This is a genomic window from Marinobacter sp. MBR-99 (assembly GCF_040547575.1).
Taxonomy (GTDB): domain Bacteria; phylum Pseudomonadota; class Gammaproteobacteria; order Pseudomonadales; family Oleiphilaceae; genus Marinobacter.
Genome location: NZ_JBEPPY010000028.1, coordinates 1 through 26,987, shown reverse-complemented (window position 1 = coordinate 26,987; position 26,987 = coordinate 1). Strand labels below are relative to the sequence as shown.

The following is a 26,987-nucleotide window of genomic DNA, read 5'->3' as shown; positions in this document are numbered from 1 at the left end:
TGCTGCTTGTGGAGTTAAACCCATGACCATGATTTTCGGCGTCCCCCTTGCTGTGCTTTCCGGTCAGCTTCTGATCGGGTTCATCAATGGCGCCTTCTATGCCCTGCTAAGCCTGGGCCTTGCGATCATCTTTGGCCTGCTGAAGATCATCAACTTCGCCCACGGTGCCATGTATATGCTGGGTGCTCTGTTGACGGTGGTTTTGTTTAACACCTTCGGGGTGAACTACTGGGTCGCCCTGTTTATGGCGCCGCTACTGGTTGGCGTGTTCGGGGTAATGATCGAATATTTCCTGCTGCGGCGAATTGCCGGGCAGGATCACATATACAGCCTGCTGCTCACGTTCGGGGTGGCGCTGATTATTCAGGGCGTGCTCACCAATATCTATGGTGTGTCTGGCCTGCGCTACGCCATGCCCGACATGTTCAAAGGTGGTTTTAAGCTGGACTTTATGTTCCTGCCTTATTACCGGGCCTGGGTGATTGTGGTGGCGCTGCTGGTGTGTTTCGGCACCTGGTTCATGATTGAAAAGACCAAGCTGGGGGCCTATTTGCGCGCCGGCACGGAAGACTCCCAACTCATGCAGGGGTTCGGTATCAACGTGCCACTGCTGGTCAGCCTCACTTACGGTTTTGGTGTGGCGCTGGCGGCCTTTGCCGGCGTGCTTGCGGCGCCTATCTACTCGGTTACTCCCACCATGGGCGCCAATACGCTGATCGTGGTGTTTGCCGTGGTGGTGATCGGCGGTATGGGCTCTATTGGCGGGGCGATTATCACCGGCATTATGATGGGCGTGATTGAAGGCCTCACCAAAACCTTTTACCCACCCGCGTCGTCTGCCGTTATTTTCCTGGTCATGGTGGTGGTGTTGATGTTCCGACCCTCCGGCCTGTTCGGTAAGGAAGCATAATCATGAGCCAATCATTCAATCCCGCCGACGTACGAAAGGCGATCATCGACCAGCAGAAGTCCCAGGGTCGCCGGAAGATGCTTCTCAACGGCGTGTTGCTGCTCTTGCTGCTGGCAGCGCCTTTCGTGATGTACCCGGTCTTCCTGATGAAGATCCTTTGCTTCGCGCTTTTTGCGGTGGCCTTTAACCTGCTGTTCGGTTTTACCGGGCTGTTGTCCTTCGGCCATGCCGCTTTTCTTGCCACCGGCGGCTACACCACCGGTTACCTGCTCAGCAACTACTCAGGCCTGACCACAGAAGTGGGCATTATTGCAGGCACCCTGGTCGCAACGGCTTTGGGCCTGGCATTCGCCTTGTTGTCCATTCGCCGGCAAGGCATCTATTTTGCCATGGTCACTCTGGCCCTGGCACAACTGGTCTATTTCTTCTTCGTGCAGTCGGAATTTACCGGCGGCGAAGACGGCATGCACGGCATCCCCCGGGGCCACCTGTTCGGGCTGATTGACCTGTCGGAAAACCTGAACATGTACTACTTCGTGCTGGCCGTGTTCATCGGTTGCTACCTGCTGGTCCAACGCATAGTCAGCAGCCCCTATGGCCAGGTGCTCAAGGCCATCAAGCAGAACGAACCCCGCGCGGTGTCACTTGGCTACAACGTGGATCGCTACAAAGTGCTGGCGTTCGTGATCTCGGCGGCACTGGCGGGCCTGGCAGGTTCCATGAAATCGGTGGTGTTCCAGCTGGCTTCGCTCAACGACGCCCACTGGCATATGTCCGGTGAGGTCATCCTGATGACACTGGTCGGCGGCATGGGCACCTTGCTCGGCCCGGTGGTGGGCGCCACCTTTGTGGTCAACATTGAATACCAGTTGTCCCAGGGGCCTCTGCGGGATTGGGTGAACCCGATCCTTGGCGGCATCTTTGTGCTCACCGTACTGGCGTTCCGCAGCGGGATCGTCGGTGAAATCCAGAAATTCCTGAAAAAGAACCTTGGGTAAATCCTAGTTGGCCGGCTGTTGGCATAGTGGTCTGCCAACAGCCGGCAAGGCGTTAAAGCCAGGTCAGGCCGATGCTGATAATGGCGCCGGTAATGAACAGCAGCATCAGGCAATAGCCCATGATATCTTTGGCTTTCAGCCCGGCAATCGCCAGCACGGGCAGGGCCCAGAAAGGTTGCAGCAGGTTGGTCCAGGCGTCACCCCAGGCCACCGCCATGGCAACCCTGGGGATATCGGCACCCAGTTCCTGGGCGGCTGGCAGCATGACCGGCGCCTGCACCGCCCATTGCCCACCCCCAGACGGCACAAAAATGTTCACCAGGCCTGCGCTGATAAAGCTCCAGAAAGGCAGGCTTTGCGCGCTGGCGATGGAAACGAAGCCCGAGGAAATGCTGGCGGCCAGGCCGGATGCAGTCATAACCCCCATGATGCCTGCATAGAAGGGGAATTGAATCACGATGCCGGAACCGCCTTTGACCGCCTCGTTCAGGCTGGCCAGCAGGCGTTTTGGCGTCTGGTGCAGAATGATTGCCAGAAACAGGAACATGAAGTTGACGATGTTCAGGTTCAGGCCGCCACCGTTAATGAAATACTGGAAGATGAACGCGATGCCGCTGAAGCCAATCAGCCACGCCAGAACCCTGCTGTTTTCCAGGTGGTCCGCCGGGCGATTGATCACAACGGCGGTGTCTGGCTCGTCGTCCAGCACTTTCGGGTCTGCGTACACGCTGTCTCGTTCCTCGGGCAACATGAGCCGGTTAACCAGCGGCACCACGATAAACAGGGCCGCCACGATGGCCAGGTTGAAAAACGCGAAAATGGTCTCGCTGGTACCGATAACGCCGATCACGTTTTCCGTGAAGTGGCCATCGGTGGCAATCACCAGTGGAATGGACCCCGCCAGCCCGCCGTGCCACACGATAAACCCGGAGTAGGCGCTGGCGATCAACAGCGGATAGTGCACGCGAATCTGCCGGGCCAGGGCTTTGGCAAACAGCGCCCCCACCACCAGGCCAAATCCCCAGTTGATCCAGCTGGCAATCAGGGCCACGAAGGTAACCAGCACAATTGCCTGCCCGGGTGTTCTTGCCAGGCCCGCAATGCGGTTGAGTATGCCGCGCACCAGCGGTGTGCTGGCCAGCATAAACCCGGTAACCAGCACCAGCAGCATTTGCATGGAGAACGTCAGCAGGTTCCAGAAGCCATTACCCCACATCTCGATAACCGCCAACGGGCCATGGCCCTCAAAGACCATGGCGGCGATGAACGACAGTAGCGTGAGGATAATAACGAACAGGTAGGGGTCTGGCAGGTACTTCTCCACCAGACTGACAAAGGGTTTGGATGCTCTGTCTAACATGATGTTCTCCTTTATTATTTTTGGGTCACCACAAGCTTAGCAATCAAACGGAAAAACGCATGCTGCAGGGATCATTCTTTTGTCGGATGTGCTCCTCACGCGCGCCAGATGAGTCGCTCAAATAGCACTGACATGTTGATGCACTAATTTGGTAGATTCAGGTTCTGAATCCTCTCTACTCTGAAAACGGAGTCTATTCATGCAGCCCAAAGACATCGTGGCGCAGTTCATTTCAGACATTCAGGCCCAGCGTTTTGATGAGGCAAAGGCCTTGCTGGTTGAAGAGGGGTTTGAATATGTGGGGCCTAACATGCGTTTCCTCCGGCCCGACGACATGCTGGCGTACCAATTCGGCATGGCGGCCATCCAGAAAGACCTGATTGTTCGCCAGCTCAGCGCAGACGGCGAACACGTTTACGCCATTCTGGACTACCAGACCCACTTCAAACCGATCGGAGACGTGCGGCTCGCGGTCTGGTTTCGTGTCCGGAATGACAAAATACACACGGTGGAAACCTTCTATAACGCCGCCGTGGTTGAAAACATGCTTGGGGGTAACCTGCCGTCTGCCAGTTAAAGCGCTGAGAATAGGCGGGCTTGACGTGTTTGCCGTTTGGCGGATAAGCGGCTATCCGTTGCGCCCATTCCCGATTATGTTAGTGAAATATACTTTCACCTGCGAAGTAAATAGCTGCGCCTATGCCTGTCGATCTTGAAACCCTGTATCCCAAGCTGGTGAATCTGTTGCTGGATCCTGTATTCGTTGTGGATGAATCCGGGAACATTGTGTTTGTCAGCGATGCCTGCAAGGCGCTGCTGGGGTACACCGCTTCTGAAATGATCGGCACGCTGATTTTCGATTACCTTCATCCTGATGACCGTGAGCGCACCCGCGCGGAAGCTGACCGCGTTATGCAGGGCCGGGCCCACACAAACTTTGAAAACCGATACCTCCATAAAGAGGGGCATGCTGTTCACATATTATGGTCCGCGCGCTGGTCAGAAGAGGACAGGCTGCGAATCGGCCTGGCCCGCAATGTCACGTCTCTTCGGCGCGCCAATCAGACCCGGGATGCGCTCTACCGAATATCTGAAACCACGCACAGTGCCGACAGCCTGCGTGGGATCTGTGACGGTGTGCGGCAGGTGATTACAGAGCTGTTTCCTCGCAACGACCTGCACCTGGTTTTCTATGACTCGGTGAAAGCGGTGTTGACCGTTCCGGACTGGTCAGCTGATGTCGCGAACGACTGGGTTGAAGGCTCAATGCAACCCGGCACGGCGCTGGCGGAGGTGCTTGGCTCCGGGCAGACAGTGCTTACCTCACGTGACGTTTCTAAACCGGGCCTTGGGGTAATAAATGTGGGCGGGTTGAAATCGACAGGCCCCATGAACTGGCTGGGTGTGCCGCTGATCTCAAACGGTTCGGTACTGGGTGCACTGGTCATTGAGGGGCAGTCCGAACATACTCGTTATCACGCTGCGGACCAAGAGCTGCTTCAGTTTATTGCCACCCAGGTTGCTACCGTTGTCGAGCGCAAGCGCGCGGAAGAACATCTGCGCTTTCTTGCGCACCACGACCCACTGACCGGTTTGACCAACCGGTCACTGTTTTACGATCGGCTGGAAACCGCACTGAAGTCAGCCAGCCGGCATAACAGCCATGTGGCGCTGTTGTATCTGGACCTGAATGATTTCAAACAGATCAACGACAACCTGGGCCACGAGGCAGGCGACCAGTTGCTGATCGAAACCGCCCGCCGGCTGGAACAGTGCACCCGCGAAACAGACACCGTAGCGCGCATGGGCGGTGACGAGTTCACCGTGTTGTTGACCGATATCGGCGATCTTGCCGCAGCGGACGCTGCCGTTAGCAAAATCCGCGAGGTAATGGCGGCGCCCGTGGTGCTGGAGGGCCAGAGGGTGCTGATTTCCCTCAGCGTGGGTGTTGCCCTGTACCCGGAAGACGGCCACACGGCGCGCAGCTTACTTGGGCGCGCCGATTCGAAGATGTACGAGCAAAAACGGAGTCTCTGAACGGGCTTCAGGTGGCCCTTTTCAAGCCGAAGGAGAGTTTTCGGATGCAGTGCAGAGCCGCCCGTCAGAAAACAAACGAATCCATTGAAAGCACCCCGTGCTCAATCCCGCCTTCTATAACGGTGCCCCGGGCCCCGGAACCAGCAGCCCCAAGGGCCACCAGCAGTGGCAGGAAATGCTCAACGGTGGGGTGTGCGCGGCGAGCATGGGGAGCCAGGGTCAGGGCGTTTACCAGTCGCTCGTGATCGCCTGCAATCGCCGCTTCCCGAATCCAGTGGCTGAAATCCCGGGCGTACTCGCTTGCCTGTTCGTCGCGCCAGCGGACCTCATACAGGTTGTGGGTCAGGCTGCCGGAGCCGACGATCAGAATACCCTCTTTTTCCAATGGGGCGAGCGTCTGGCCCAGGCGCCAGGCAGAGTGGCTGTCGAGCCAATCCGGCAGGGATACCTGAAATACCGGCACGGACGCATCCGGGTAAAGATGCCGCAACGGCACCCAGGCACCGTGGTCGAGGCCGCGTTGGGCGTCGGCGACCGGTTTCCAGCCCGCTTCCTCAAGGAGAGAAAGCGCCATTCTGGCAAAAGCCGGGTGGCCGGGAGCCGGGTATTCGAGCTCATAAAGCGTGGGTTCAAAACCGTTGAAGTCGTGGATGGTTGCCGGTGTTTCGGCAAGGCCTACCCGCACCTCGGGCGTCATCCAGTGGGGCGACACCACCAGCACGGCGGCCGGCCGTGGAAGTTGCTGCCCCAGCCGGGTGAGGGCCGGGCCTGCCAGGCCCGGCTCCAGCGCAAAGGTGGGGGCGCCGTGGGATACAAATAGACTGGTCATGGCGCGTTGCTCCTTTGGGTTGAGTTCGGTGTACTGTTTAGCGAGCGGCTACAAGCCGGTCAACCGATGCGCGCCCGGCTCCGCTGAACATCAGCGAAACAGAAGCCGCCAGCAAGGCCAGTCCGAATTCGTAGCCATTGTTGCTCATGAACAGGCCGTTCTGGATGTGCACGCTGAAAATGGCAATCACCATGGCGAAGGCCAGAGCCGCGCTGGCAGGGCGAACCAGCAGGCCGATTATCAGCGCCAGACCGCCAAAGAACTCGGTTCCGCCGGCCAGCAGGGCCATCAGGAATCCCGGGCTTAAACCAATAGAATCCATCCATTGCCCGGTACCTTCAAGGCCGTAGCCTCCGAACCAGCCGAACAGCTTCTGGGCACCGTGGGCGGCGAAGATGATGCCCACCGGAATACGCAGGGCGAGGGCGCCCCAGCCAGCGTTGGTATCGAGCAGTTTGTTGATGAGTGGGTTGTTCATGATCGTGTTTCCTTCTGTGTGGTTGAGTATGGGGCTACTTTACGAGGATCCATTTTTGGGATAAATATGCGTTTAATAGATTGACTGTTTCAAAAAGTGGAACAATAAGATGGATCGATTACTGGAAATGCAGACCTTCTGCGCCGTTGTAGACGCCGGCAGTTTTGTCGCCGCCTCCGAGACCATGGGCATGTCCAAAGCGGCGGTGTCACGCTACATCAACGAGCTGGAATCGCGCCTTACCGTGCGGCTGCTACACCGCACCACCCGGCGATTGTCACTCACGGCGGAAGGGGAGGTGTTCTACGTTCGTTGCCGGGAATTGCTGGCGGGGGTGGAAGAGGCCGAAGCGGAACTGACCTCGCGCACCAGCGTGGCCAAAGGGGTGCTGCGCATTAACGCACCGGTGAGTTTCGGTATTCGACACATGGCCCCGCTGTGGGGTGAGTTCCACGCCCGGTTTCCGGAGGTGGAACTGAACATCGAGCTGTCTGATCGCATCGTGGATATCGTTGAAGAAGGCTTTGACCTGGCCATTCGTATAGCCAGCCTGCAAACCTCCACCCTGGTGAGCCGTCGCCTCACCAATACCCGGCTGATGGTGTGCGCCTCTCCCGAATACATCCGGGCGCACGGTGCACCCGAAACGCCTGAAGACCTGATGCACCACAAGGTCATTGCCTACAGCAACCTGGCCAGCGGTAACGAATGGCAGTTTCAGGGGCCGGAGGGGCCGGTCAGTATGCGGGTACGCCCTTGGATGTACGCCAACAACGGTGACACCTGTTGCGCCGGCGCTGTGGCCCACCAGGGGGTGGTGTACCAGCCGAGCTTCCTGTTGCGTGATGATTTGGACTCGGGCAGGCTGGTGGAGTTGTTGCCGGAATACTGCTCTGCTGAACTGGGAGTGTATGCGGTTTATCCCACCCGCAAGTTCGTTACGCCCAAGGTAAGGGCGTTGGTGGACTTCCTGGTTGCAACGTTGCCAGACGCTGTGTAGTGCCGCCGTAAATTTACAGTAGCCTGCCGGAGGTGACATGAAGTTTCCTTCAAGTACCTCGTTTGCCCTTCTGGGTGCCGCTCTGATTGCCATCAGCTTCGGGCTGGCCCGTTTTGCCTTCGGCTTGTTCGTGCCGCCGATCCGGGCAGAGCTGGAACTCTCGCCAGACATGATCGGCATCATCGGCGCGCTTCCGCTCATCAGTTTTATCCTGGCTACCCTGGTCGCGCCGCTGGCGGCTGATCGCTTGGGCGCCCGCAACACGGCGGTGCTGTCTGGCGGCTTTGGTGCGCTTGGCCTGGTGTTGATCAGCCAGGCGTCGGGTGTTTTGTCGCTGGGTGTGGGCGTAGTCGCCTGTGGTATCTGCACCGGCCTGATGATGCCGGCACTTACCGCCGCCATGCAGGCGCTGGTAAAACGCTCCCTGCATGGGCGCGTGAGCTCGGTGATGAACGCCGGAACCAGTGTGGGTGTGGTGGGCGCCGCGTCGGCCATTCTGTTACTGGCCGGGGCCTGGCGTTATGCCTATTTCTCCTTTGCGGTTTTGGCCGTTATTGGGGTGTTGGCAACCTGGTATTTAATCCCCTCGGTTTCACGAGTCATGCCGGCGAACGCTGCGCCGCCGCCTGCCATTACTACCCTGCAGTGGGTGCGCCTGTTGCGGCTCTCATTGTTCGCCTTCGTGATGGGCTTTGTGTCTGCCGCGTACTGGATTTTTGCGCCGGACCTGGCGGTTACTGTGGGTGCCTTGCCATCGGGCTCTACCGGCTGGCTGTGGCTGGGGGTAGGCCTGGCAGGGCTGGGCGGTGCCGTGGTTGCAGACCTTGCCGATCGCAACAACCCACCCATCACCCAGGCGCTGATGCTGATGATGCTGTCTGCCAGCCTGGCCCTGCTGGCCGCCAGCCCCGGCAATATAGTGATTGCGGTGTTTTCCGCGCTTGTATTCGGCCTGGCCTACATGAGCCTGACCGGCCTGTACCTGATGACCGGCATCCGCCTGCTACCCGGACGGTTGTCTGTGGGGCCGGTGCTGCCCTTTATATCGGTGTCCCTTGGCCAGGCCGTCGGCTCGCCCATCGTGGGTACGTTGGTGAACGAGTTCAGTTATGCGGATGCGTTTGCCATGTTTGCCGCCATCGGCATACTGGCGGCACTGCTTTCGCCGCTTTACCCGCGTTCCCTTGAGCAGGGCTCCGATGAAGAGGGCGACTCTGAGACCGAAACTGGCCTGCAGGCGGCTTATGACTATCAGCTGCAGACTGAGGAGGGTGAGCCCTATCGGGCCGTTAAAATCGAGGCCCCGAGTGAGGGCAACTAATCTGCCGCTCGGGATTAAATCCCGCCAAAGTCAAGCTGACCGGCCTTGTTAGGGCCTTTGAATCGGGATAGCATAGCTTTATAGCCACTCGCGGAGGCGCCATGACGACCGAAACACTAGACCACCTACGCTCCCAGATTTCGACTCTCTCCGAGTCGGAACGTGCAGCGCTGGCTCGGGAGCTGATAATGAGCCTGGACGGCCCCCGTGACGACTCGGTCGAGCAGGCTTGGAACGATGAAATTGTTCGCCGTGTATCCAAAGTCAAAAGCGGAAGAGCCACGCTGCTCAGCCGTAAAGAATTTCGATCAAAGATGAGAGCGAGGTTAGGCCAGTAACAGTGCGAACGGTAAGGATACTGGAAGAAGCCTCGCAGGAAGCAATAGAGGCAGCAGCATGGTATGAATATGAGCAGGCTGGACTCGGGGCCGAGTTTTTTGCTGCTGTTGATGCTGCCATCGACGTGATTGAAGAAAACTTCCTCCCCTTATCACCTCTCCCCGAAGAAGCCGGCGATACCGGTGCAAGGCGCCTGATTCTGGAGCGCTTCCCATACGATATAGTCGCCATTGAGCTTTCAGAAGAAACTGTAGTCATTGCCGTTGCTCACCACTCCCGAAAACCTGGTTATTGGCTGGGGCGTAGTAAGCCCTAACGCCCGCAACACTGGACAATTTGGATCAAAGCGGAGAATTGTTCTGCTTACTTGCGTTTGTTATGGGGATAGTGGTTCTGGAACATAAATGATACAACCATCCTCTTGAACTACCTTCCGCAAGAGTTCGGTCCCCGGACAACCACCCTCTCGTAGGCTCCTCCAGTACGAGCTAGCGGACAATATACCGAGTTCCGACTCTATAAATAGCGCAGCGATTTCTTTCATGAGCGTCAAATCATCCTCCATCCGCCGTCTATCGACATAGCTATCTGGATTCACCAAAGGTGTCCCATGGGCATGTGCAACAGCGCAACGCCCTTCTTCATAGAGGTATCTCCCTACATCCGATTCGGATCTCTGAATCTCGCTTAATCGATCGAGAGCTTGGCTATGCAAAATGCGGTGAAGATTATCATTAATCCAGTTCTTCTGACCCATCCCACCGCCATGGTGAATGTTCAAGATCTTGAAGAAACTAAGGAAAGCAAACGGAGTGGAATTGACGGACATACCCTCTCGGAATAAGCCCAGCGCCAAATCTGCTTCTTGTCTGTCGGCAGCGGGAAGATAGATAAAATCCCAAGGGTCAACCTGAGCCCACCCTGAACGCTGGTAAGTACCCTGACCAACTCGACCTGGTCTTTCAGGGAAATTTGATCCGACCGCAAACAACTCAACTACACCCCCGTTGTGTGACCATGCAAGCCGGCTGAGAAACTTACTTGCAACCGTGCCCCCTACTTCGAAGGATGTACCATTCGGATCAAACACTGACACCGTAGCAGCCAGCTCCAGTTGATCCTCTTGGCTTTGGCGGCGAGGCTGGAGAGCCACCATATAACCCTCGAACGGGATCCCGACTTGCCGATTGGGCCAATAGAAACCGGGTGAAACTGCAAGGTTAAGCCATCTCATTATGAACCAGTATCACTATAATCCGCATAACGTCGCAATCACGCACTCGTCGCATGAACTGCATTGTTACACATCTTCGTTAGCAATTTTTATAAAGCTCGGCATCCTGGGGTCGTTGAATTTATAAACTCCTTTACCGAGTCTTTTTATAACGCAACTTTCGTCGGTCGCTACCAGCCTATTCAAATAGTTATTTAGCTCTTGCTGACTAATAGTCTTTCCGGTTATTTCCTTAATCTGCTCTCTCCATAAAACAGCACTAAATTCTTTCTGGGATCCTACTCTAGCTGCGGCCAAAAGGACATGTTTGAACATGTCAGTTGATGCAGACCGAACAGCTTGCTCGTACTTACGCCGAAGAGTTCCTTCCGCATCATTAACTGCGTCTTTAATTGCCGTATTTAGCGTTCTCAAAGTTACTACAGATTTTTCGTTAACAATAACCTCTTCGCTACATTTTAAAGCAAGAAGGTGTGTGAAATGTGGGTAGCCAGAACTCAGTCTTACTATTGCATTTACAACGGGAAACTCAAACGTAATGCCTAGTTTTTTCGCTCCTTCTTGTATTATCGACTCAAGTTCAGGGTCGGTCATTTTTTCAAGTTTCGTCTCTTTTAGGCAGCGACTTACTGATGGGTGAGCTGCAGTAATTTCTTCTCCCGTTTCTGCTATCCCTACCACAAGAATCTTGAATGGTGAGGCATAATCACTAAGCAGCTTTATAGCTTCGGAAATATTTATTTTATCTTGCGAGCTTTTTATTTGATCTGCTTCATCAATATAGAGAAGACCTTTTTGATTCTTCAAGAGCTCAGCAACAACTGATGGTGTTGGCGTTTTGTATTCATATACACGCGAATTTTCATGATCACTGTGTACTCCGGCTTTCACAACTTTAAGGCTGAGCCCTGCGTTCCCTCCCTCTATATGTGATGTGGTTCGAGACTTTAAATCGACTTCAACCCCCGCGTTTTCAAGAGGTTCTTTGAAAATGGAAATAAAGTCGTCACTGGAGGAGCAGCGTTTCGTATAAAGAGGAACCTGCAAGATCTGATTGATAAGTAATGACGTTGTTATATTCGCTAGTGAGCTTTTTCCTACACCTCTATCGCCGAATAGTAACGCGTGCTGGCCGGGAGTATTAAGATGCTCTATTATCTTCCCAACAACTTCTTGCCTGCCAAAAAACAGATCCTCTGTTTGAACTGGCTGGTGGGGGGTAAAGATATTTCTGACCCCGGATGCGGATATCTTCCTTTCTCTTTCTAACCCAAATAGATCCAAAATTTTCTCCTATGAGTTGCAAAAGCAATTAGATGGCGGTCAAAGCGCCAACAAAAAACGCGACAGCTTCACGATCACCGCTTGGTTTGTAAGCTAACCAACAAAATAGCCCATAAATCATGCCCCTGCAAAGCTACTAGCCGGAACTTTCGTAATATCCACGTGCAAAAACGAAGCGCACTTCACGATTTCAGTTCCCCCAAGTCGTAGTCGGCCGCAGAAAAATAAAAACCCGACACAAGGCCGGGGTCTGAAGGGTGTGACTGGAGCAGGGCGCGGGCTACTGCTTCAACCCCATCTCCTCAATCGAAATCTCCCGCATCTTGAACTTCTGAATCTTCCCGGTCACGGTCATCGGGAAGGCATCCACAAACTTGTAGTTCTTTGGAATCTTGAAGTGGGCGATTTTGCCTTTGCAGAAGGCCTGCAAGTCCTCACCGGTTACCGGGTCTGTGTCTGGGCGTAGTTTCACCCAGGCGATCAGTTCTTCGCCATATTTCTCATCGGGTATGCCGGTTACCTGCACGTCTTCGATGGCGGGGTGGGTGTAGAGGAATTCTTCGATTTCTTTCGGGTAGATGTTCTCGCCGCCGCGGATCACCATGTCTTTGATGCGGCCGACGATCTGGATGTAGCCGTCTTCGTCCATGGTGGCCAGGTCGCCGGTGTGCATCCAGCCGCCGTCGTCTATGGCTTCACGGGTTTTCTCTTCGTTGTTCCAGTACTTCAGCATCACGCTGTAGCCACGGGTGCAGAGTTCGCCAATTTCGCCACGGGGCACCACGTTGCCGGTGCCGGGGTCGACAATCTTGGTTTCCAGGTGCGGCTGTGTTCGGCCCACGGTGGTGACCTGTTTTTCGAACGGGTCTTCGGAGCTGGTCTGGGTGGATACCGGGCTGGTTTCGGTCATGCCGTAGGCGATCTGCACTTCCTTCATGTTCATCTTGCCGTTGACCTTTTTCATCACTTCCGCCGGGCAGATGGAGCCGGCCATGATGCCGGTGCGCAAGCTGGAGAGGTCGTAGGTGTCGAACTCCGGGTCGGCCAGTTCGGCGATGAACATGGTGGGCACGCCGTACAGGGCGGTGGCTTTTTCCTGGTGCACGGCCTGCAGTACGGTTTTCGGGTCAAAGCCTTCGCCCGGGTAGATCATGGCGGTGCCGTGGGTAATACAGCCCAGGTTGCCCATCACCATGCCGAAGCAGTGGTACAGGGGCACGGGGATAACCAGGCGGTCGTTCTCGGTCAGGCGCTGGCTTTCACCCACAAAGTAGCCGTTGTTGAGGATGTTGTGGTGGGTGAGGGTGGCGCCTTTGGGGTTGCCGGTGGTGCCGGAGGTGAACTGGATGTTGATGGGGTCATCAAACTGCAGCTCGCTCTGGCGTTTGCTGAGATCGGCTTCGGAAACGTCACCGGCAAAACCGATGAACTCTTTCCAGGTCCACATGCCGTCGTGTTTGTCCTCGTGCATGTTGATGACGGCGCGCAGGTCTGGCAGGTGATCGGCTTTGAGTTTGCCGGGGGCGCTGCGTTTCAGCTCTGGCGCCAGCTCGTAGATCATTTCCCGGTAGTTGGAGGCTTTGAAGCTGTCTGCGGTTACCAGAGTGGTGATGCCGGCCAGGTTGAGGGCATATTGCAGCTCGTGTACGCCGTAGGCCGGGTTGATGTTCACCAGGATGGCGCCCACTTTGGCGGTGGCGAACTGGGTAACGGTCCACTCATACCGGTTGGGAGACCAGATGCCCACGCGGTCGCCGCGTTTGACGCCGATGGCCATAAAGGCGCGGGCGGCTTCGTTGACCTTGTCGACGAATTCTTTGTAAGTCCAGCGGATGTCCTGGTGCAGGCATACCAGGGCGTCGTTGTTGGGGAATCTTTCGGCGGTGCGGTCGAGCATATCGCCGATGGTCATGCCCAGTAGCGGTTTGTCGGCGGTGCTGCTGGTGTAGCTCGGGAGAGTCTTGCTCATGTCTCTGCCTCCATTTGTTTTTGTAGTTGAGGGCTGGCAAGTCAATGCACTTGCTAGCGACTCTGGCTGTGGTATTCCGGGTTGGGTTGCATGTCGCTGGCGATGGCCACGCGGTTACTCATGTTGTAAAAGCCGACCAGGTTGCTCAGGTCCCAGATGCCCCGGTCGCTCAGGCCGGCGTCTCGCAGGGCCTGGGTGTGTTCTTCGGTCACCAGGGCCGGTGTGCGGGTGAGCAGGGAGGCGAAATCGAGCATGGCCCGCTGGCGCTTGTCGAGTTTGGCGCTGCGGTAGTTCATCACCATGTGTTCGCCTAGGGCTGGGTCGCCGCTCAGTACCCGCACGGCGGCGCCGTGGGCCACCAGGCAGTAGAAGCATTTGTTCTCGGAGGAGACGACCACGGCGACCATTTCCCGCTCGAGCTTGCTGAGTTCGCTCTCGCCCATCATCAGTTCGTTGTACAGGCGGGTGAAGCCTTCGAGCTGCTTGAGGTTCTGGCTGTAGGCGGTGAGCACGTTCGGGATCATGCCGAGCTTTTCCTGGCAGATCTGGAAGTACTTTTGGGTGTCTTCGGGCATGTCGCTGATCTCCGGGATGGGGAGATCCAGGGCGACGACATTCTTATTTTTGCTCATCCGCAGTTTCCTCCAAGGGCCTGGCCGACTTTGGAACCGTTGTGGCGGTTCAGCTGGTTGCTGATCCAGTCGCCGGTGGCTACTAACTTTTCGAGATCAACGCCCGTTGCTATACCCAGGCCGTTCAGCAGGTATAGCACGTCTTCGGTGGCGACGTTGCCGGAGGCGCCTTTGGCGTAGGGGCAGCCGCCTAGGCCGGCTACGGAGGCGTCGATGATCGAGACGCCTTCTTCCAGCACCGCATACAGGTTGGCCAGGGCCTGGCCGTAGGTGTCGTGGAAGTGGGCGGCGAGTTTGTCCATGGGTACGTGGGCGGCGACGGCTTCGAGCATGCGTTTGGCTTTTAGCGGGGTGCCCACGCCGATGGTGTCGCCCAGGGAGATTTCGTGGCAGCCCATGTCGTACAGGGCTTTGGCTACCGTGGCGACTTGTGCCGGGGCGATGTCGCCTTCGTAGGGGCAGCCCATGACGGTGGAGACGTAGCCGCGCACGGGGATACCGTGTTTTCGGGCTTCTTCCAGCACTGGGGCGAAGCGTTCCAGGCTTTCGGCGATGGTGCAGTTGATGTTCTTTTTGGTGAAGCTTTCGGAGGCGGCGCCGAATACGGCGACTTCATCTGCTTTCGCGGCCAGGGCACCCTCGAAGCCTTTCAGGTTCGGGGTGAGGGCGGAGTAGCGTACGCCGGGTTTGCGGGTGATGCCGGCCATCACGTCGGCGGCGTCGGCCATTTGTGGTACCCATTTGGGTGACACAAAGCTGGCGGCTTCGATGTGGCTCAGGCCGCAGTCGGCCAGGCGGTCGATCAGGCCGGTTTTGATGGCGGTGGCAATCACCGCGCCGGGCTCGTTCTGCAGGCCGTCCCGGGGGCTCATCTCAACCAGGCGCACCTGTTTGGGAAAGGCCATCAGCCTGCCTCCTCTTCGGTGACTTCGATGGCGATCAGTTCAGCACCTTCAGACACCTGGTCGCCTTCGGCGAAGAAAATGTCGGTGACGACTCCGTCAGCCGGGGCTTTGATGGCGTGTTCCATTTTCATGGCTTCCATGATCACCAGGCTCTGGCCGGCTTTTACCTTGTCGCCGACTTTGGCCTGTACCGCCACAATGGCGCCGTTCATGGGCGCGGCCAGGCTGCCTTCGCCGGCCATTTCTTCAAAGCCGTAGCTTTCTTTGTAGAGGGTGCAGTTAAAGGTGTCGCCCTCGTAGAAGAGCACCAGCTGGTCTTTGTGCAGGTTGCCGTGAACGCTGATGCGATGGCCGTTAATCACCGCCTGCAGGTAGTCGTCGTCCAGGCGCATGGTGAGGTTGTACACGCTGCCGCCCACGTAGACCTGGTAACGGTCGTCCCGCTCCAGAACTTTCAGGTCGTGTATGTCGTCGCCTACCTGTAACTGCAGCGGCTGGGCGTATTCGGAGTTCATGCGCCAGCTGTTCTGGCGGGCGAAGGGCGACCAGGGGTCTGTGCTGATCACTTCCCGGGATTTGCGTTGTTCCAGCACAAAGCCGGCGGCCAGCACCAGGGCTTTGTGGGTATCCAGCCTGGATTTCGGGAACAGCAGTTCCCGGTGGTCGTCTATGAAACCGGTGGTCAGGTCCGCTTCCCGGAACGGCTGGGCGTCGGCCAGGGCGTGCAGGAAGCGGATGTTGGTTTTCACGCCGGCGATGCGGTAGTGCTCCAGGGCCTGGACCATGCGGTTGATGGCCTGGTCCCGGGTTTCGTCCCACACGATCAGCTTGGCGATCATCGGGTCGTAGTGGATGCTGATGTCGTCGCCTTCGGTGACGCCGGTATCCACCCGCACATGGGCGCTTTCATCCGGGGTGCTCAGGTAGCGCAGGTTGCCGGTGGCGGGCAGGAAGTCCTGGTCCGGGTCTTCGGCGTAGATGCGCGCTTCCAGGGCGTGGCCCCGGGTTTTTACCTGGGATTGCTCCAACGGCAGGGGCTCGCCCCAGGCCACTTTCAGCTGCCACTCCACCAGATCCTGGCCGGTGACCATTTCGGTGACCGGGTGTTCCACCTGCAGGCGGGTGTTCATTTCCATAAAGAAGAAGGAGCCGTCTACGTCGTAGAGGAATTCCACGGTGCCGGCGCCCACGTAGTTGATGGCCTGGGCGGCTTTAACGGCGGCTTCGCCCATGGCTTTGCGGGTTTCGTCACTCAGGCCCGGCGCCGGGGCTTCTTCCAGTACTTTCTGGTGGCGGCGCTGCACGGAACAATCCCGTTCCGCCAGGTACACGCCCTTGCCGCTCTGGTCGCAGAACACCTGGATTTCCACGTGCCGTGGCTGGGTCAGGTAGCGTTCGATGAGCATATCTGGGTTGCCGAAGGCGTTCTTGGATTCCCGTTTGGCGGCGGCCAGGGCGTCGTCGAAGTCTTCCATGCGTTCCACCACCCGCATGCCTTTGCCACCGCCACCGGCAACGGCTTTCAGCAGCAGCGGGAAGCCGCATTTCTCGGCCTCCTGGCGCAGGGTTTCCGGAGACTGGTCGTCGCCGTGGTAGCCGGGCACCAGCGGTACGCCGGCTTTCTCCATGATGGCCTTGGCGGCGGACTTGGAGCCCATGGCGGCGATGGCCGAGGAGGGCGGGCCGATGAACACGATGTTGTTGGCTTCGCAGGCTTCGGCGAACTGGGTGTTCTCAGACAGGAAGCCGTAACCCGGATGGATGGCCTGGGCACCGCTTTCCTTGGCAATTTCGATGATCTTGTCGGCTTTCAGGTAGCTCTCGGAGCTGGGGGCCGGGCCAATGTGGAAGGCTTCGTCTGCCATGGCCACATGCCGGGCGTCTGCGTCTGCATCGGAATACACGGCAACGCAGCGGATGCCCATGCGATGGGCGGTATGTATGATCCGGCAGGCGATTTCGCCGCGGTTGGCGATGAGTATCTTACTGAACATTATTATTCCTCCGGAACCCAGTTGGCCTTGCGTTTGTTCAGGAACGCGTTGAGCCCTTCCTGACCTTCTTCACCCACCCGGATGTCCGCGATGCGTTGTGCGGTGTCGTCGATCACGTCCTGGCCGATCACCTTGTGGCTGACGGCAAATACCAGATCTTTGGCGGCTTTCATGGCTTCTGGCCCGTTGAGGGCAAGCTGCAAAAGCAGTTCGTCGCAGCGGCGTTCCATGGCGCTTTCGTCTTCACACACTTCATGCACCAGGCCGAAGTGCTCGGCTTGCCGGGCGGTGAAGACTTCAGCACTGATAAAGTAGCGCCGGGCCTGGCGCTCGCCGATGGCGCGCACCACGTAGGGGCTGATCACGGCGGGAATCAGGCCGAGTTTGACTTCGCTCAGGCAGAAGCTGGCCTTCTCGGTAGCCAGCACGATGTCGCAGCAGGCGGCCAGGCCAACGGCGCCTCCGAAGGCGGCACCCTGAACCAGGCCGATCACCGGCTTGGACAGGTGGTTGAGCACGTTCATCAGCCGCGCCAGTTGCCGCGAGTCGTCAAGGTTTTCCTGGCGGCTGTTGTCGACCATGCGGCGCATCCAGCCCAGATCCGCTCCGGCGGAGAAGTGTTTGCCTTCGGAGCGCAGGATGACAACGTGGGTGTTGTTGTCTGCGTCTACCTGTTCCAGCGCCTTGATCAGTTGCTGGATGATCACGTCGTCAAAGGCGTTGCGTTTGTCCGGGCGGTTGAGCACGACCTCGGTGACACCCTTGGCGCGGTGATTGAGGCGAACCGCTTGTTCCTGATCGGTCATGGCGATGTCCTCCATCACATCCGGAACACGCCGAAGCGTGTTGGCTTGGCGGGTCGGTTGAGGGTGGCAGACAGGCTCAGGGCAACCACTTCGCGGGTCTGGGCCGGGTCGATCACGCCGTCGTCCCAGAGGCGCGCGCTGGCGTAGTAGGGGTGGCCCTGGTGTTCGTAGGTGTCGATGATCGGCTGCTTGAATTTGGCTTCTTCGTCGCTGCTCCAGTCCTGGCCTTTGCGCTCCATGCCTTCCCTTTTGACGGTAGCGAGTACGCCGGCGGCCTGCTCACCGCCCATTACAGAGATACGGGCGTTCGGCCACATCCATAAGAAATCCGGGCTGTAGGCGCGGCCGCACATGCCGTAGTTGCCCGCGCCAAAAGAACCGCCGATCAGTACGGTGATTTTCGGTACGTTGGCACAGGCCACGGCCATGACCATTTTGGCGCCGTGTTTGGCGATGCCTTCGGCTTCGTATTTCTGGCCCACCATGAAGCCGGTGATGTTCTGCAGGAACAGCAGCGGGATGTTGCGCTGGCAGCAAAGTTCGATGAAGTGCGCGCCTTTTTGCGCGGACTCGCTGAACAGGATGCCGTTGTTGGCGATGATGCCGACCGGGTAGCCGTGGATGTGGGCAAAGCCAGTAACCAGAGTTTGGCCGTAGTAGCGTTTGAATTCGTCGAACTCGGAGCCGTCGACAATGCGGGCGATCACGTCGCGCACGTCGAACTGTTTGCGCAGGTCAGTGCCAACGATGCCGTAGATTTCTTCGGCGCTGTACAGGGGCGCTTTGGGTTTGCGGATTTCCACGTCCACCGGTTTGCGGCGGTTGAGGTTGGAGATGCAGCGCCGGGCGATGTCCAGGGCGTGGGCGTCGTTTTCGGCGTAATGATCGGCCACGCCGGAGATTTTGCAGTGTACGTCGGCGCCGCCCAGGTCTTCGGCGCTGACCACTTCGCCGGTGGCGGCTTTGACCAGTGGCGGGCCGGCCAGGAAAATGGTGCCCTGATCGCGCACGATGATGGATTCGTCCGCCATGGCGGGCACGTAGGCGCCGCCGGCGGTGCACAGGCCCATGACGACGGCGATCTGGGGGATGTCGTCGGCGCTCATGCGGGCCTGGTTGTAGAAGATGCGGCCGAAGTGGTCACGGTCCGGGAAGACTTCGTCCTGCCTTGGCAGGTTGGCGCCGCCGGAGTCCACCAGGTAGATGCAGGGCAGGCGGTTTTCCAGGGCAATTTCCTGGGCGCGCAGGTGCTTTTTGACCGTGAGCGGGTAGTAGCTGCCGCCTTTGACGGTGGCGTCGTTGGCGATGATCATGCATTCGGTGCCGGAGACGCGGCCCACGCCGGCGACTACGCCGGCTGCCGGGACTTCTTCGTCGTAGACGTTGTAGGCGGCGAACTGGCCGATTTCGAGGAACGGGGAGCCGTCATCGAGGAGGCGGTTGATGCGCTCTCGGGGCAGCAGTTTGCCGCGGGCGATGTGGCGTTCCTGGTAGCTTGGGCCGCCGCCTTGCTGGATGGTGGCGACTTTTTCTTTCAGGTCTGCGACGGCTTTGGCCATGGCGTTCTGGTTGGCCAGGAATTCGTCGGACCTCGGGTTTATTTTGCTTTGCAGTATCGTCATTTGTTCTCGTCCCATTATTTGGGGGCGCGGGGTTGGCAGGATGCCCTTCCGGAAACCGCTACGAGCACATCCATGTGCGCTTCTCTCAGGCCATCCTTGGCCTTCGACATTTCCGGAAGGGCATCCCGCCAACCCCTCGGCATGCTTTGGGTGCGGGATTCTCGGAAAGGACAACCCGCCAAACCCTCGTCGAACCTTGTCAGTGGATTCGCCGGGGCGCTTACTTGTTCAGGAACAATTCCCGCCCGATCAGCATCCGTCGGATCTCAGACGTGCCCGCGCCGATTTCATACAGTTTGGCGTCTCGCAGCAGGCGGCCTGTGGGGTATTCGTTGATATAGCCGTTGCCGCCGAGCAGCTGGATGGCGTCCAGGGCGAGTTTGGTGGCCATTTCAGCGGAGTAGAGGATGGCGCCGGCGGCGTCTTTGCGGGTGGTTTCGCCGCGGTCGGCGGACATGGCGACCATGTAGACGTAGGATTTGGCGGTGTTCATCCAGGTGTACATGTCGGCGACTTTGCCCTGTACCAGTTCGAATTCGCCGATGGCCTGGCCGAATTGTTTGCGTTCGCGGATGTAGGGTACGACCACGTCCATGGCGGCTTGCATGATGCCCAGCGGGCCGCCGGAGAGGACGAGGCGTTCGTAGTCGAGGCCGCTCATGAGAACGCGGGCGCCGTTGCCTTCGCCGCCGAGGACGTTTTCTTTGGGTACTTTGCAGTCTTCAAACACCAGTTCGCAGGTGTTGGAGCCGCGCATGCCGAGTTTGTCGAGTTTCTGGTGGCGGCTGAAGCCGGGGTAGTCGCGTTCTACGATGAAGGCGGTGACGCCTTTGGAGCCGGCTTTAACGTCGGTTTTGGCGTAGATGACGTAGGTGTGGGCATCCGGGCCGTTGGTTATCCACATTTTGTTGCCGTTGAGGACGTAATGGTCGCCTTCGTCGCGGGCACTGAGCTTCATGGAGATGACGTCGGAGCCGGCGTTGGGCTCAGACATGGCGAGGGCGCCGATGTGTTCGCCGCTGACCAGCTTGGGCAGGTATTTCTGTTTCTGTTCTTCGGTGCCGTTGCGGTGAATCTGGTTAACACACAGGTTGGAGTGGGCACCGTAAGACAAGCCAACGGAGGCGGAGGCGCGGCTGATTTCTTCCATGGCGATTACGTGCGCCAGGTAGCCCATGTCTGAGCCGCCGTATTGTTCGCCCACGGTGATACCCAGAAGGCCCATGTCGCCCATTTTCCGCCACAGGTCCATGGGGAACTCGTTGTTGCGGTCGATCTCTTCAGCGCGCGGGGCGATTTCAGCGGCGGCGAAGCCGTTGATCTGTTCGCGCAGCATGTCGAGGGTTTCGCCGAGACCGAAATTGAGTTCTGAGTATTGTGATTTCATCGTTGGCTACCTTGTTGTTCTTTAATTGGGTCTGTGTGCTTCGTCACGCTCAGGTGACGGTTTGTTTGGATTCTTTTTGCCCTGTGTCCTGCTGTTTCTTTTTCTTCTGAAGCTCTTCCAGTGCCTCGCGGCACCGGGTTTCGGCGGTTTCGATTTCCATTTCCGCCTGGGCGATGTCGTTTTTCTGTTGTTCCAGCTGGGCGCGCCTGTCGGCGAGGATTTCCAGCATCTTCAAAAGCTGTTTTTCGTTACCGGTGAGGGTTTCATCCCACAGGTCGAACAGTTCCCTGGTTTCTGCCAGGGAGAAGCCCATGCGCTTGCCCCGGAGAATAAGCTTCAACCGAACCCGGTCTTTGGTGCTGAAGATCCGGGTTTGGCCCCTTCGGGTGGGCTTGAGCAGGCCCTGATCCTCGTAGAATCGGATGCTTCGGGTTGTCACGTCGAACTCCTGGGAGAGCTCGCTGATGCTGAAGGTTCTTTTTTCGTTCATCACGATTTCCTTTTTAGACCAAGGTTAGATAAAGTTTACGTAAACGTAAAGTAGTTTTCGGGTCCGATTTTGAACAAATACAATCCTGAGAATAGGAGTGCATGATGGAATTCAAGAATGTGGCGGCCATTGTAACAGGCGGGGCTTCCGGGCTGGGCGAGGGCGCAGCGCGGGCTTTGGCCGCGGCCGGGTGCAAGGTAGCGATTCTGGATCTTCAGAAAGAACAGGGTGAGAAAGTGGCCGCAGACATCGGCGGGATCTTCCTTGAGTGCGATGTAAGCTCCGCGCAAAGTGCCGAAGCGGCCATCAACGCCGCGCGGGAAGCCCATGGCCCCTGTGGTGTTGCAGTTAACTGCGCAGGCATTGCGCCGGCGGCGAAGATTCTGGGCCGGGAAGGTGTGATGCCGCTGGACAGCTTCAGCAAGGTGATCCAGGTCAACCTGATTGGCACCTTCAACATCCTGCGTCTTGCTGCGGCAGATATGGCCCAGCGCGAGCCGAACGCCGATGGCGAGCGGGGCGTGATCATCAATACCGCTTCTGTGGCCGCTTATGAGGGCCAGATCGGCCAGGCTGCTTACAGTGCCTCCAAGGGCGGTGTAGTGGCGCTAACTCTGCAATCCGCCCGGGAGCTGGCCCGTGAAGGTATCCGGGTGAACACCATTGCCCCCGGCCTGTTTATGACCCCGATGATGGCTGGTATGCCGGAAGAAGTGCAGGAGAGCCTGGCGGCGACACTGCCATTCCCGAAGCGCCTGGGTAAGCCTGAAGAATTCGGCATGATGGTAGACCAGATGGTGCGGAACCCGATTTTGAACGGCGAAGTGATTCGCCTGGATTGCGCCCAAGTGAATTGATGCAAACCGCCCGCCACAAGCGGGTTCAGGCAACAGAATTCGCCATAAGCGAACGAATAACAACAGGTGAGTGATATGACCAACCACGTCGATCAAGAAGAATTGGCCATGTTTCGGGAGTCGGTGATCAAGGCTCTGGAAGCCGAGGTGAAACCGCACTACGAGGCTTGGGAGAAAAGCGGCATCGTGCCACGGGAGCTATGGAACACCCTGGGCAACGCCAGTTTACTGTGTGTCGACGTGCCGGAAGACTGCGGCGGCATTGGTGCGCCTTTCCAGTTTTCTGTGGTGGTGGGCGAAGAAATGGCCCGGATGGGCTTCGGGGCTTTGTCGACCAATGTGATGGTGCACTCAGACATCGTGGCGCCTTACCTCAGCCACATCGGCAACGAGTCGCAGCGCCAGCAATGGTTGCCCAAAATGGTCTCCGGTGAAGCCGTCGGCGCCATCGCCATGACCGAACCCGGCGCTGGCAGCGACCTGCAGGCCATGCGTACCAGCGCGGTCAAAGATGGTGATGACTATATCCTCAACGGCTCCAAAACCTTCATCACCAACGGCCAGCACGCCGACATGGTGATCGTTGCCGCCAAAACCGATCCCAAAGCCGGGGCCCGTGGCATCAGTTTGTTCCTGGTGGACACCTCACTGCCGGGCTTCAGTAAAGGCCGCAACCTGGACAAAATCGGCCAGCACTCCGGCGACACCTCGGAACTGTTCTTCTCCGACATGCGTGTTCCCGCATCCGCTTTGTTGGGCGAAGAAGGGCAGGGTTTCATGTACCTGATGCGCGAACTGCCCCGCGAACGCCTGGTAATCGGGGCCCTCGGCGTCGCCGCCGCCCGGGGCTCCCTGGACCTGACCATCGCCTACGCCCAGGAGCGGGAACTGTTCGGCCAGAAACTCAGCCAGCTGCAGAATACCCGCTTCGAAATCGCCCGCATGGAAACGGACTATCGCATCAACAAGGCGTTTGTTGACCAGTGCATCCGCGAATACGAAGACGGCAAGCTGGATGCGCCTACGGCGTCGATGGCCAAGTACAGCGCCACGGAGATGCAGTGCCGTGTGGCCGATGGCTGCCTGCAGCTTTTTGGGGGTTACGGCTACACCACCGAGTATCCGATTTCCCGGAACTTTATAGATGCTCGGGTGCAGAGGATTTACGGCGGTACCTCTGAGGTAATGAAAGAGATTATTGCCCGGTCGGTGCTTGGACGCTGACTTCTTTGGTTGGGTTTGAGTTGGGCTCCCAGCCTGCCGGTTTGCGGGCGGGCTTGCGGGGTGGCTGTTGGATTTTTTTTGGAAAAACAACTCGCTTCGCTCAGACATCTTTTTCCGGCAAAAAATCCAACAACCACCCCGCGCCGACGGGCATTGGCGGGTAGTCGCTAAATAACAGCATTTGTTTTTTTTGTGCATAGGAAGGGAAGGCATCGATCTAGTGCAACGCTCTCTTCAAACCTGAGGTTGCTTTAGCTTCTTTTTGCCTTTGGTATTCCTGTGCTGCACGTCGGTAGGGGGGTATGGGGTATTTTTCTGGCAGGGAAAAAGATGTCTGAGCGAAGCGAGTTGTTTTTCCCAGAAGAAAAATACCCCACACCCCGCGTACCCGCCTGCACAACAGGAAGGCTGGGAGCCCAAACCATCAGCCTAGAAACCCAAATAAGACCGATCAACAAAACCAGAACACCAATCAGATTCCGTTGAAGGAGAACAAAACCATGAACAACGATATCGTAATAGCCGGCTCCGCCAGAACCCCGATGGGAGGGATGATGGGCTCTTTGAGCTCGGTGCGCTCCCCGGAGCTGGGTGCCGTTTCCATCAAGGCCGCCATTGAACGCGCAGGATTGCAACCGGCAGACATTCAGGAAGTTATCATGGGCTGCGTACTGCCCGCCGGCCTCGGCCAGGCACCGGCGCGGCAGGCATCCCGCGCCGCCGGTATTCCGGATAGCAGTGGCTGCACCACCATCAACAAAATGTGCGGCTCCGGCATGCAAGCCGTCATCATGGCCCATGACCAGATCAAAGCCGGCACCAACAACATCATGATTGCCGGCGGCATGGAAAACATGAGCCAGGCACCGTACCTGCTCCCCAAAGCCCGCGCCGGCATGCGCATGGGCCACGGCCAGGTGATGGACAGCATGTTCCTTGATGGCCTGGAAGATGCCTACGAAGGCGACCTGATGGGCGTGTTCGCCCAGCGCACCGCCGACAAATTCGACATCACCCGCCAGGCCATGGACGAGTTCGCCATCGGTTCCCTTCAAAAGGCCCTGGCAGCCATCGAGAACGGCTGGTTCCGGGATGAAATCGTTCCGGTTACCGTCCCAGGCCGGGGGGGTGACACGGAAGTAGACACCGACGAACAGCCGGGCAACGCCAAGCCTGAAAAGATCCCGCAACTTAAGCCAGCCTTCGCCAAAGACGGTTCGGTAACTGCCGCCAACTCCAGCTCCATCAGCGACGGTGCCTCTGCCCTGGTACTGGCCTCTGCTGCCGAAGCCGACGCGCGAGGTCTTGTTCCGCAAGCCAGAATCGTTGCCCATGCCACTCATGCCCACTTGCCGGCAGAGTTCACACTGGCCCCGATTGGTTCTATCGAAAAGGTGATCGAGAGAGCCGGCTGGACGTTGGATGATGTCGACCTGTTCGAAATCAACGAAGCCTTCGCGGTAGTCACCCTGGCGGCCATCAACGAGCTGAAACTGCCAGCTGAAAAGGTCAACGTGCACGGCGGCGCCTGCGCTCTGGGCCACCCCATTGGCTCCTCTGGCTCCCGGATCATAATTACCCTGATCAACGCCCTCAAGCAGCGTGGCCTGAAGCGTGGTGTTGCATCGTTGTGCATTGGCGGTGGTGAAGCTACGGCGGTGGCCATCGAGGTGGTCTGAGTTCTGCTCTGAGCTCTCTGACTGGGTGGCTGGGAGCCCAAGCCCGATGTCCAAGAGCCAAGAACGCGTTGACCCCAGTCATGAACCTTAACGGCTGATTTGTTAGGCTTCCGTGCAAATAAGTCATATCACGGGGAGCCAGGCACCGTTGAACAAGCACCACGAGTTTATTGAGGAATCCCGAAAACAATGGAGTTCCGAGCCCGCATTTGTTTTCTCCATGGCTGCTGCAGCCGTCGGCCTCGGGAATCTTTGGCGGTTTCCCTACATGGTTGGGGAAAACGGCGGTGGAGCCTTCGTGGTGGCTTACCTGCTGGCATTGGTGATTGTGGTGCTGCCCATAATGATTCTGGAGGTTGCCGCAGGGCGGTTGTCTGAGGGCAGCACAGTCCAGACTTTCCGGCAGGTGAATCGGTTTGGCGCCATCTACGGCTGGTTTGTTGTGCTGATCACCATGGCCATTACCAGCTATTACCTGGTGATTACTGGCTGGACGCTGGGCTATGCGGTGGATGCTGCCACGGACGACCTTCGCGTGTTCAGTGAATACAGTGCCGGTTACAACTCGCTATGGTACTTCCTGATCGTGACGGTACTGGCTGCTATCATCCTGGCTCGGGATGTGAAAGCTATCGAGGTCTTCTCGAAAATGCTGATGCCCGTGCTGCTGGTGGTGATGATAGGGCTGATGCTGTTTGCCTCGACGACGCCGGGGTGGGAGCAAACCAAATCTTTCTTCTTTGACGTGGACTGGAGCCGGCTGGCAGATGGGCGTTTATGGGCGTTTGCCTTCGGGCAAGCCTTTTATACTCTCGCCATCGGACAGGGATATCTGGTCACCTACGGCAGTTTTATCCCTCGCAAAACCCACGTGCCCCGAGCTTGCCTGGTGGTTGCTGGCACAGAGACCAGCGTTGCCTTGCTGGCGGGGTGGATGATCTTCCCATTTGTGTTCAGCCTGGGTATGGAGCCTGCCGAAGGCAGTCAACTGGCGTTTGTGACCATGCCGCAGGTGTTTGAGGGTATGCGTGGTGGTTACTGGATTGGCGTGCTTTTCTTTGCATTATTCTTCATGGCCGCATTCAGCTCCAGCCTGGCGGGCCTGAAGGTGATGATTGCCGCGGTGGCGGAGGAGTTCCGCCTCAGTAATGCCGTGGCTGTCAGTATCGTCACCGTGGTGATGCTGGTGCTCGGTACCGCATCGGCATTGAGCTTCACGCCCCTGGAATGGACCATCGCCGGTGAGCCTGTGCTGGATGTGATCGACCGGGTGGCCGGTGGCAACGTGATTATCTTCTCCGGAGTATTCGGAGCCGCCTTGTTCTGCTGGTTTATACCCCCACAGCGAATCCGGACCGTTTTGGGCACCGAGAGCCGTTGGTGGGAATGGCGGATTTACCTGGTCGGTCGGTTTCTGCCCGTGCTGGTGCTGCTCTGGATTGTAGTCACCTATGCGCTAAGCCAGCTAGGATTTGGCTCGTAGCCTCCCTTGCTGTGGAGGTGGGGGCTGGCTTGGGCTCCTAGCCTTCCCGGTTTGCGGGCGGGCTTGCGGGGTGGCTGTTGGATTTTTTTTGGAAAAACAACTCGCTTCGCTCAGACATCTTTTTCCGGCAAAAAATCCAACAACCACCC

The 26,987-nt window shown here is 57.8% G+C and carries 25 protein-coding genes; 12 read left to right on the top strand and 13 right to left on the bottom strand.

Annotated elements, in window-relative coordinates; all coding sequences use genetic code 11:
- Nucleotides 1-22: 22 nt before the first annotated feature.
- Together ABIE59_RS18730 and ABIE59_RS18725 are read left to right on the top strand one after the other, a co-directional pair.
- Nucleotides 23-910 carry a branched-chain amino acid ABC transporter permease gene (locus ABIE59_RS18730; protein ID WP_354449243.1) on the top strand — a complete coding sequence of 296 codons (888 nt, stop codon included), beginning with the start codon at nucleotides 23-25 and terminating at the stop codon, nucleotides 908-910.
- Between the two features lie 2 nt (nucleotides 911-912).
- On the top strand, nucleotides 913-1,908 hold the full coding sequence (locus ABIE59_RS18725) for a branched-chain amino acid ABC transporter permease (protein ID WP_354449241.1): 996 nt from the start codon (nucleotides 913-915) through the stop codon (nucleotides 1,906-1,908).
- A gap of 52 nt (nucleotides 1,909-1,960) precedes the next feature.
- On the opposite strand, the gene ABIE59_RS18720 is transcribed toward ABIE59_RS18725, so the two are convergent.
- Nucleotides 1,961-3,268 carry a short-chain fatty acid transporter gene (locus tag ABIE59_RS18720; RefSeq protein ID WP_354449239.1) on the bottom strand — a complete coding sequence of 436 codons (1,308 nt, stop codon included), beginning with the start codon at nucleotides 3,266-3,268 and terminating at the stop codon, nucleotides 1,961-1,963.
- Between the two features lie 199 nt (nucleotides 3,269-3,467).
- Between ABIE59_RS18720 and ABIE59_RS18715 the strand changes: the two genes are divergently transcribed.
- Both ABIE59_RS18715 and ABIE59_RS18710 read left to right on the top strand, forming a co-directional pair.
- Nucleotides 3,468-3,845 carry a nuclear transport factor 2-like protein gene (locus tag ABIE59_RS18715; protein ID WP_072677778.1) on the top strand — a complete coding sequence of 126 codons (378 nt, stop codon included), beginning with the start codon at nucleotides 3,468-3,470 and terminating at the stop codon, nucleotides 3,843-3,845.
- Nucleotides 3,846-3,967: 122 nt separating this feature from the next.
- Entirely contained in the window at nucleotides 3,968-5,305 is a 1,338-nt protein-coding gene (locus tag ABIE59_RS18710) for a sensor domain-containing protein (RefSeq protein ID WP_354449236.1), read from the top strand.
- A gap of 64 nt (nucleotides 5,306-5,369) precedes the next feature.
- Here the strand turns inward: ABIE59_RS18710 and ABIE59_RS18705 are convergent, their stop codons facing one another.
- The gene (locus ABIE59_RS18705; RefSeq protein ID WP_354449234.1) at nucleotides 5,370-6,134 is read right to left on the bottom strand and encodes a DODA-type extradiol aromatic ring-opening family dioxygenase; all 765 of its coding nucleotides are present in this window, start codon (nucleotides 6,132-6,134) and stop codon (nucleotides 5,370-5,372) included.
- 37 nt (nucleotides 6,135-6,171) lie between these two features.
- Complete coding sequence (locus tag ABIE59_RS18700) at nucleotides 6,172-6,612, bottom strand: DoxX family protein (RefSeq protein WP_354449232.1); 441 nt, start codon at nucleotides 6,610-6,612, stop codon at nucleotides 6,172-6,174.
- A 109-nt stretch (nucleotides 6,613-6,721) separates the two neighbouring features.
- Between ABIE59_RS18700 and ABIE59_RS18695 the strand changes: the two genes are divergently transcribed.
- From ABIE59_RS18695 to ABIE59_RS18680, 4 genes are all read left to right on the top strand, one after another.
- Nucleotides 6,722-7,612, top strand: coding sequence for a LysR family transcriptional regulator (locus ABIE59_RS18695; RefSeq protein WP_354449230.1), 891 nt, complete (start codon nucleotides 6,722-6,724; stop codon nucleotides 7,610-7,612).
- Nucleotides 7,613-7,649: 37 nt separating this feature from the next.
- Nucleotides 7,650-8,933 (top strand): MFS transporter, encoded by a 1,284-nt coding sequence (locus tag ABIE59_RS18690; protein ID WP_354449228.1) that lies wholly within the window; start codon nucleotides 7,650-7,652, stop codon nucleotides 8,931-8,933.
- Between the two features lie 101 nt (nucleotides 8,934-9,034).
- Nucleotides 9,035-9,271, top strand: coding sequence for an addiction module protein (locus ABIE59_RS18685; protein WP_354449226.1), 237 nt, complete (start codon nucleotides 9,035-9,037; stop codon nucleotides 9,269-9,271).
- Nucleotides 9,272-9,273: 2 nt separating this feature from the next.
- Nucleotides 9,274-9,588 carry a hypothetical protein gene (locus ABIE59_RS18680; protein ID WP_354449224.1) on the top strand — a complete coding sequence of 105 codons (315 nt, stop codon included), beginning with the start codon at nucleotides 9,274-9,276 and terminating at the stop codon, nucleotides 9,586-9,588.
- A 60-nt stretch (nucleotides 9,589-9,648) separates the two neighbouring features.
- On the opposite strand, the gene mauJ is transcribed toward ABIE59_RS18680, so the two are convergent.
- The 10 genes from mauJ to ABIE59_RS18630 all read right to left on the bottom strand — a co-directional run bounded on the left by mauJ (nucleotide 9,649) and on the right by ABIE59_RS18630 (nucleotide 21,595).
- Entirely contained in the window at nucleotides 9,649-10,428 is a 780-nt protein-coding gene (gene mauJ, locus ABIE59_RS18675) for a methylamine utilization protein MauJ (protein WP_354449222.1), read from the bottom strand.
- Nucleotides 10,429-10,572: 144 nt separating this feature from the next.
- Nucleotides 10,573-11,790, bottom strand: a complete 1,218-nt coding sequence (locus ABIE59_RS18670) for an nSTAND1 domain-containing NTPase (RefSeq protein WP_354449220.1) — start codon at nucleotides 11,788-11,790, stop codon at nucleotides 10,573-10,575.
- Between the two features lie 280 nt (nucleotides 11,791-12,070).
- Nucleotides 12,071-13,759, bottom strand: a complete 1,689-nt coding sequence (locus ABIE59_RS18665) for an AMP-binding protein (protein WP_354449218.1) — start codon at nucleotides 13,757-13,759, stop codon at nucleotides 12,071-12,073.
- 53 nt (nucleotides 13,760-13,812) lie between these two features.
- Nucleotides 13,813-14,391 carry a peroxidase-related enzyme gene (locus tag ABIE59_RS18660; protein ID WP_354449216.1) on the bottom strand — a complete coding sequence of 193 codons (579 nt, stop codon included), beginning with the start codon at nucleotides 14,389-14,391 and terminating at the stop codon, nucleotides 13,813-13,815.
- Nucleotides 14,388-15,296, bottom strand: a complete 909-nt coding sequence (locus ABIE59_RS18655) for a hydroxymethylglutaryl-CoA lyase (protein ID WP_138435635.1) — start codon at nucleotides 15,294-15,296, stop codon at nucleotides 14,388-14,390. Before ABIE59_RS18655 ends, ABIE59_RS18660 begins: the two co-directional genes overlap by 4 nt.
- Complete coding sequence (locus ABIE59_RS18650) at nucleotides 15,296-17,290, bottom strand: acetyl/propionyl/methylcrotonyl-CoA carboxylase subunit alpha (protein ID WP_354449214.1); 1,995 nt, start codon at nucleotides 17,288-17,290, stop codon at nucleotides 15,296-15,298. The genes ABIE59_RS18655 and ABIE59_RS18650 overlap by 1 nt, the downstream gene beginning before the upstream one ends.
- A 2-nt stretch (nucleotides 17,291-17,292) precedes the next feature.
- Nucleotides 17,293-18,096: an enoyl-CoA hydratase-related protein gene (locus tag ABIE59_RS18645; RefSeq protein WP_354449212.1), complete on the bottom strand. Its 804-nt coding sequence runs from the start codon at nucleotides 18,094-18,096 to the stop codon at nucleotides 17,293-17,295.
- 14 nt (nucleotides 18,097-18,110) lie between these two features.
- Nucleotides 18,111-19,718: a carboxyl transferase domain-containing protein gene (locus tag ABIE59_RS18640; RefSeq protein ID WP_106695282.1), complete on the bottom strand. Its 1,608-nt coding sequence runs from the start codon at nucleotides 19,716-19,718 to the stop codon at nucleotides 18,111-18,113.
- A gap of 220 nt (nucleotides 19,719-19,938) precedes the next feature.
- On the bottom strand, nucleotides 19,939-21,105 hold the full coding sequence (locus tag ABIE59_RS18635) for an isovaleryl-CoA dehydrogenase (protein WP_072677770.1): 1,167 nt from the start codon (nucleotides 21,103-21,105) through the stop codon (nucleotides 19,939-19,941).
- 49 nt (nucleotides 21,106-21,154) lie between these two features.
- Nucleotides 21,155-21,595, bottom strand: coding sequence for a MerR family transcriptional regulator (locus tag ABIE59_RS18630; RefSeq protein WP_354449209.1), 441 nt, complete (start codon nucleotides 21,593-21,595; stop codon nucleotides 21,155-21,157).
- A 104-nt stretch (nucleotides 21,596-21,699) separates the two neighbouring features.
- Here ABIE59_RS18630 and ABIE59_RS18625 point away from each other — a divergent pair, with 104 nt between their 5' ends.
- The 4 genes from ABIE59_RS18625 to ABIE59_RS18610 all read left to right on the top strand — a co-directional run bounded on the left by ABIE59_RS18625 (nucleotide 21,700) and on the right by ABIE59_RS18610 (nucleotide 26,838).
- On the top strand, nucleotides 21,700-22,452 hold the full coding sequence (locus ABIE59_RS18625; protein ID WP_354449207.1) for an SDR family NAD(P)-dependent oxidoreductase: 753 nt from the start codon (nucleotides 21,700-21,702) through the stop codon (nucleotides 22,450-22,452).
- A 75-nt stretch (nucleotides 22,453-22,527) separates the two neighbouring features.
- Nucleotides 22,528-23,676, top strand: coding sequence for an acyl-CoA dehydrogenase family protein (locus tag ABIE59_RS18620; protein ID WP_354449205.1), 1,149 nt, complete (start codon nucleotides 22,528-22,530; stop codon nucleotides 23,674-23,676).
- Nucleotides 23,677-24,176: 500 nt separating this feature from the next.
- Complete coding sequence (locus tag ABIE59_RS18615) at nucleotides 24,177-25,355, top strand: acetyl-CoA C-acyltransferase (protein WP_354449203.1); 1,179 nt, start codon at nucleotides 24,177-24,179, stop codon at nucleotides 25,353-25,355.
- A gap of 148 nt (nucleotides 25,356-25,503) precedes the next feature.
- The gene (locus ABIE59_RS18610) at nucleotides 25,504-26,838 is read left to right on the top strand and encodes a sodium-dependent transporter (RefSeq protein WP_354449201.1); all 1,335 of its coding nucleotides are present in this window, start codon (nucleotides 25,504-25,506) and stop codon (nucleotides 26,836-26,838) included.
- The last annotated feature ends 149 nt before the right edge of the window (nucleotides 26,839-26,987 follow it).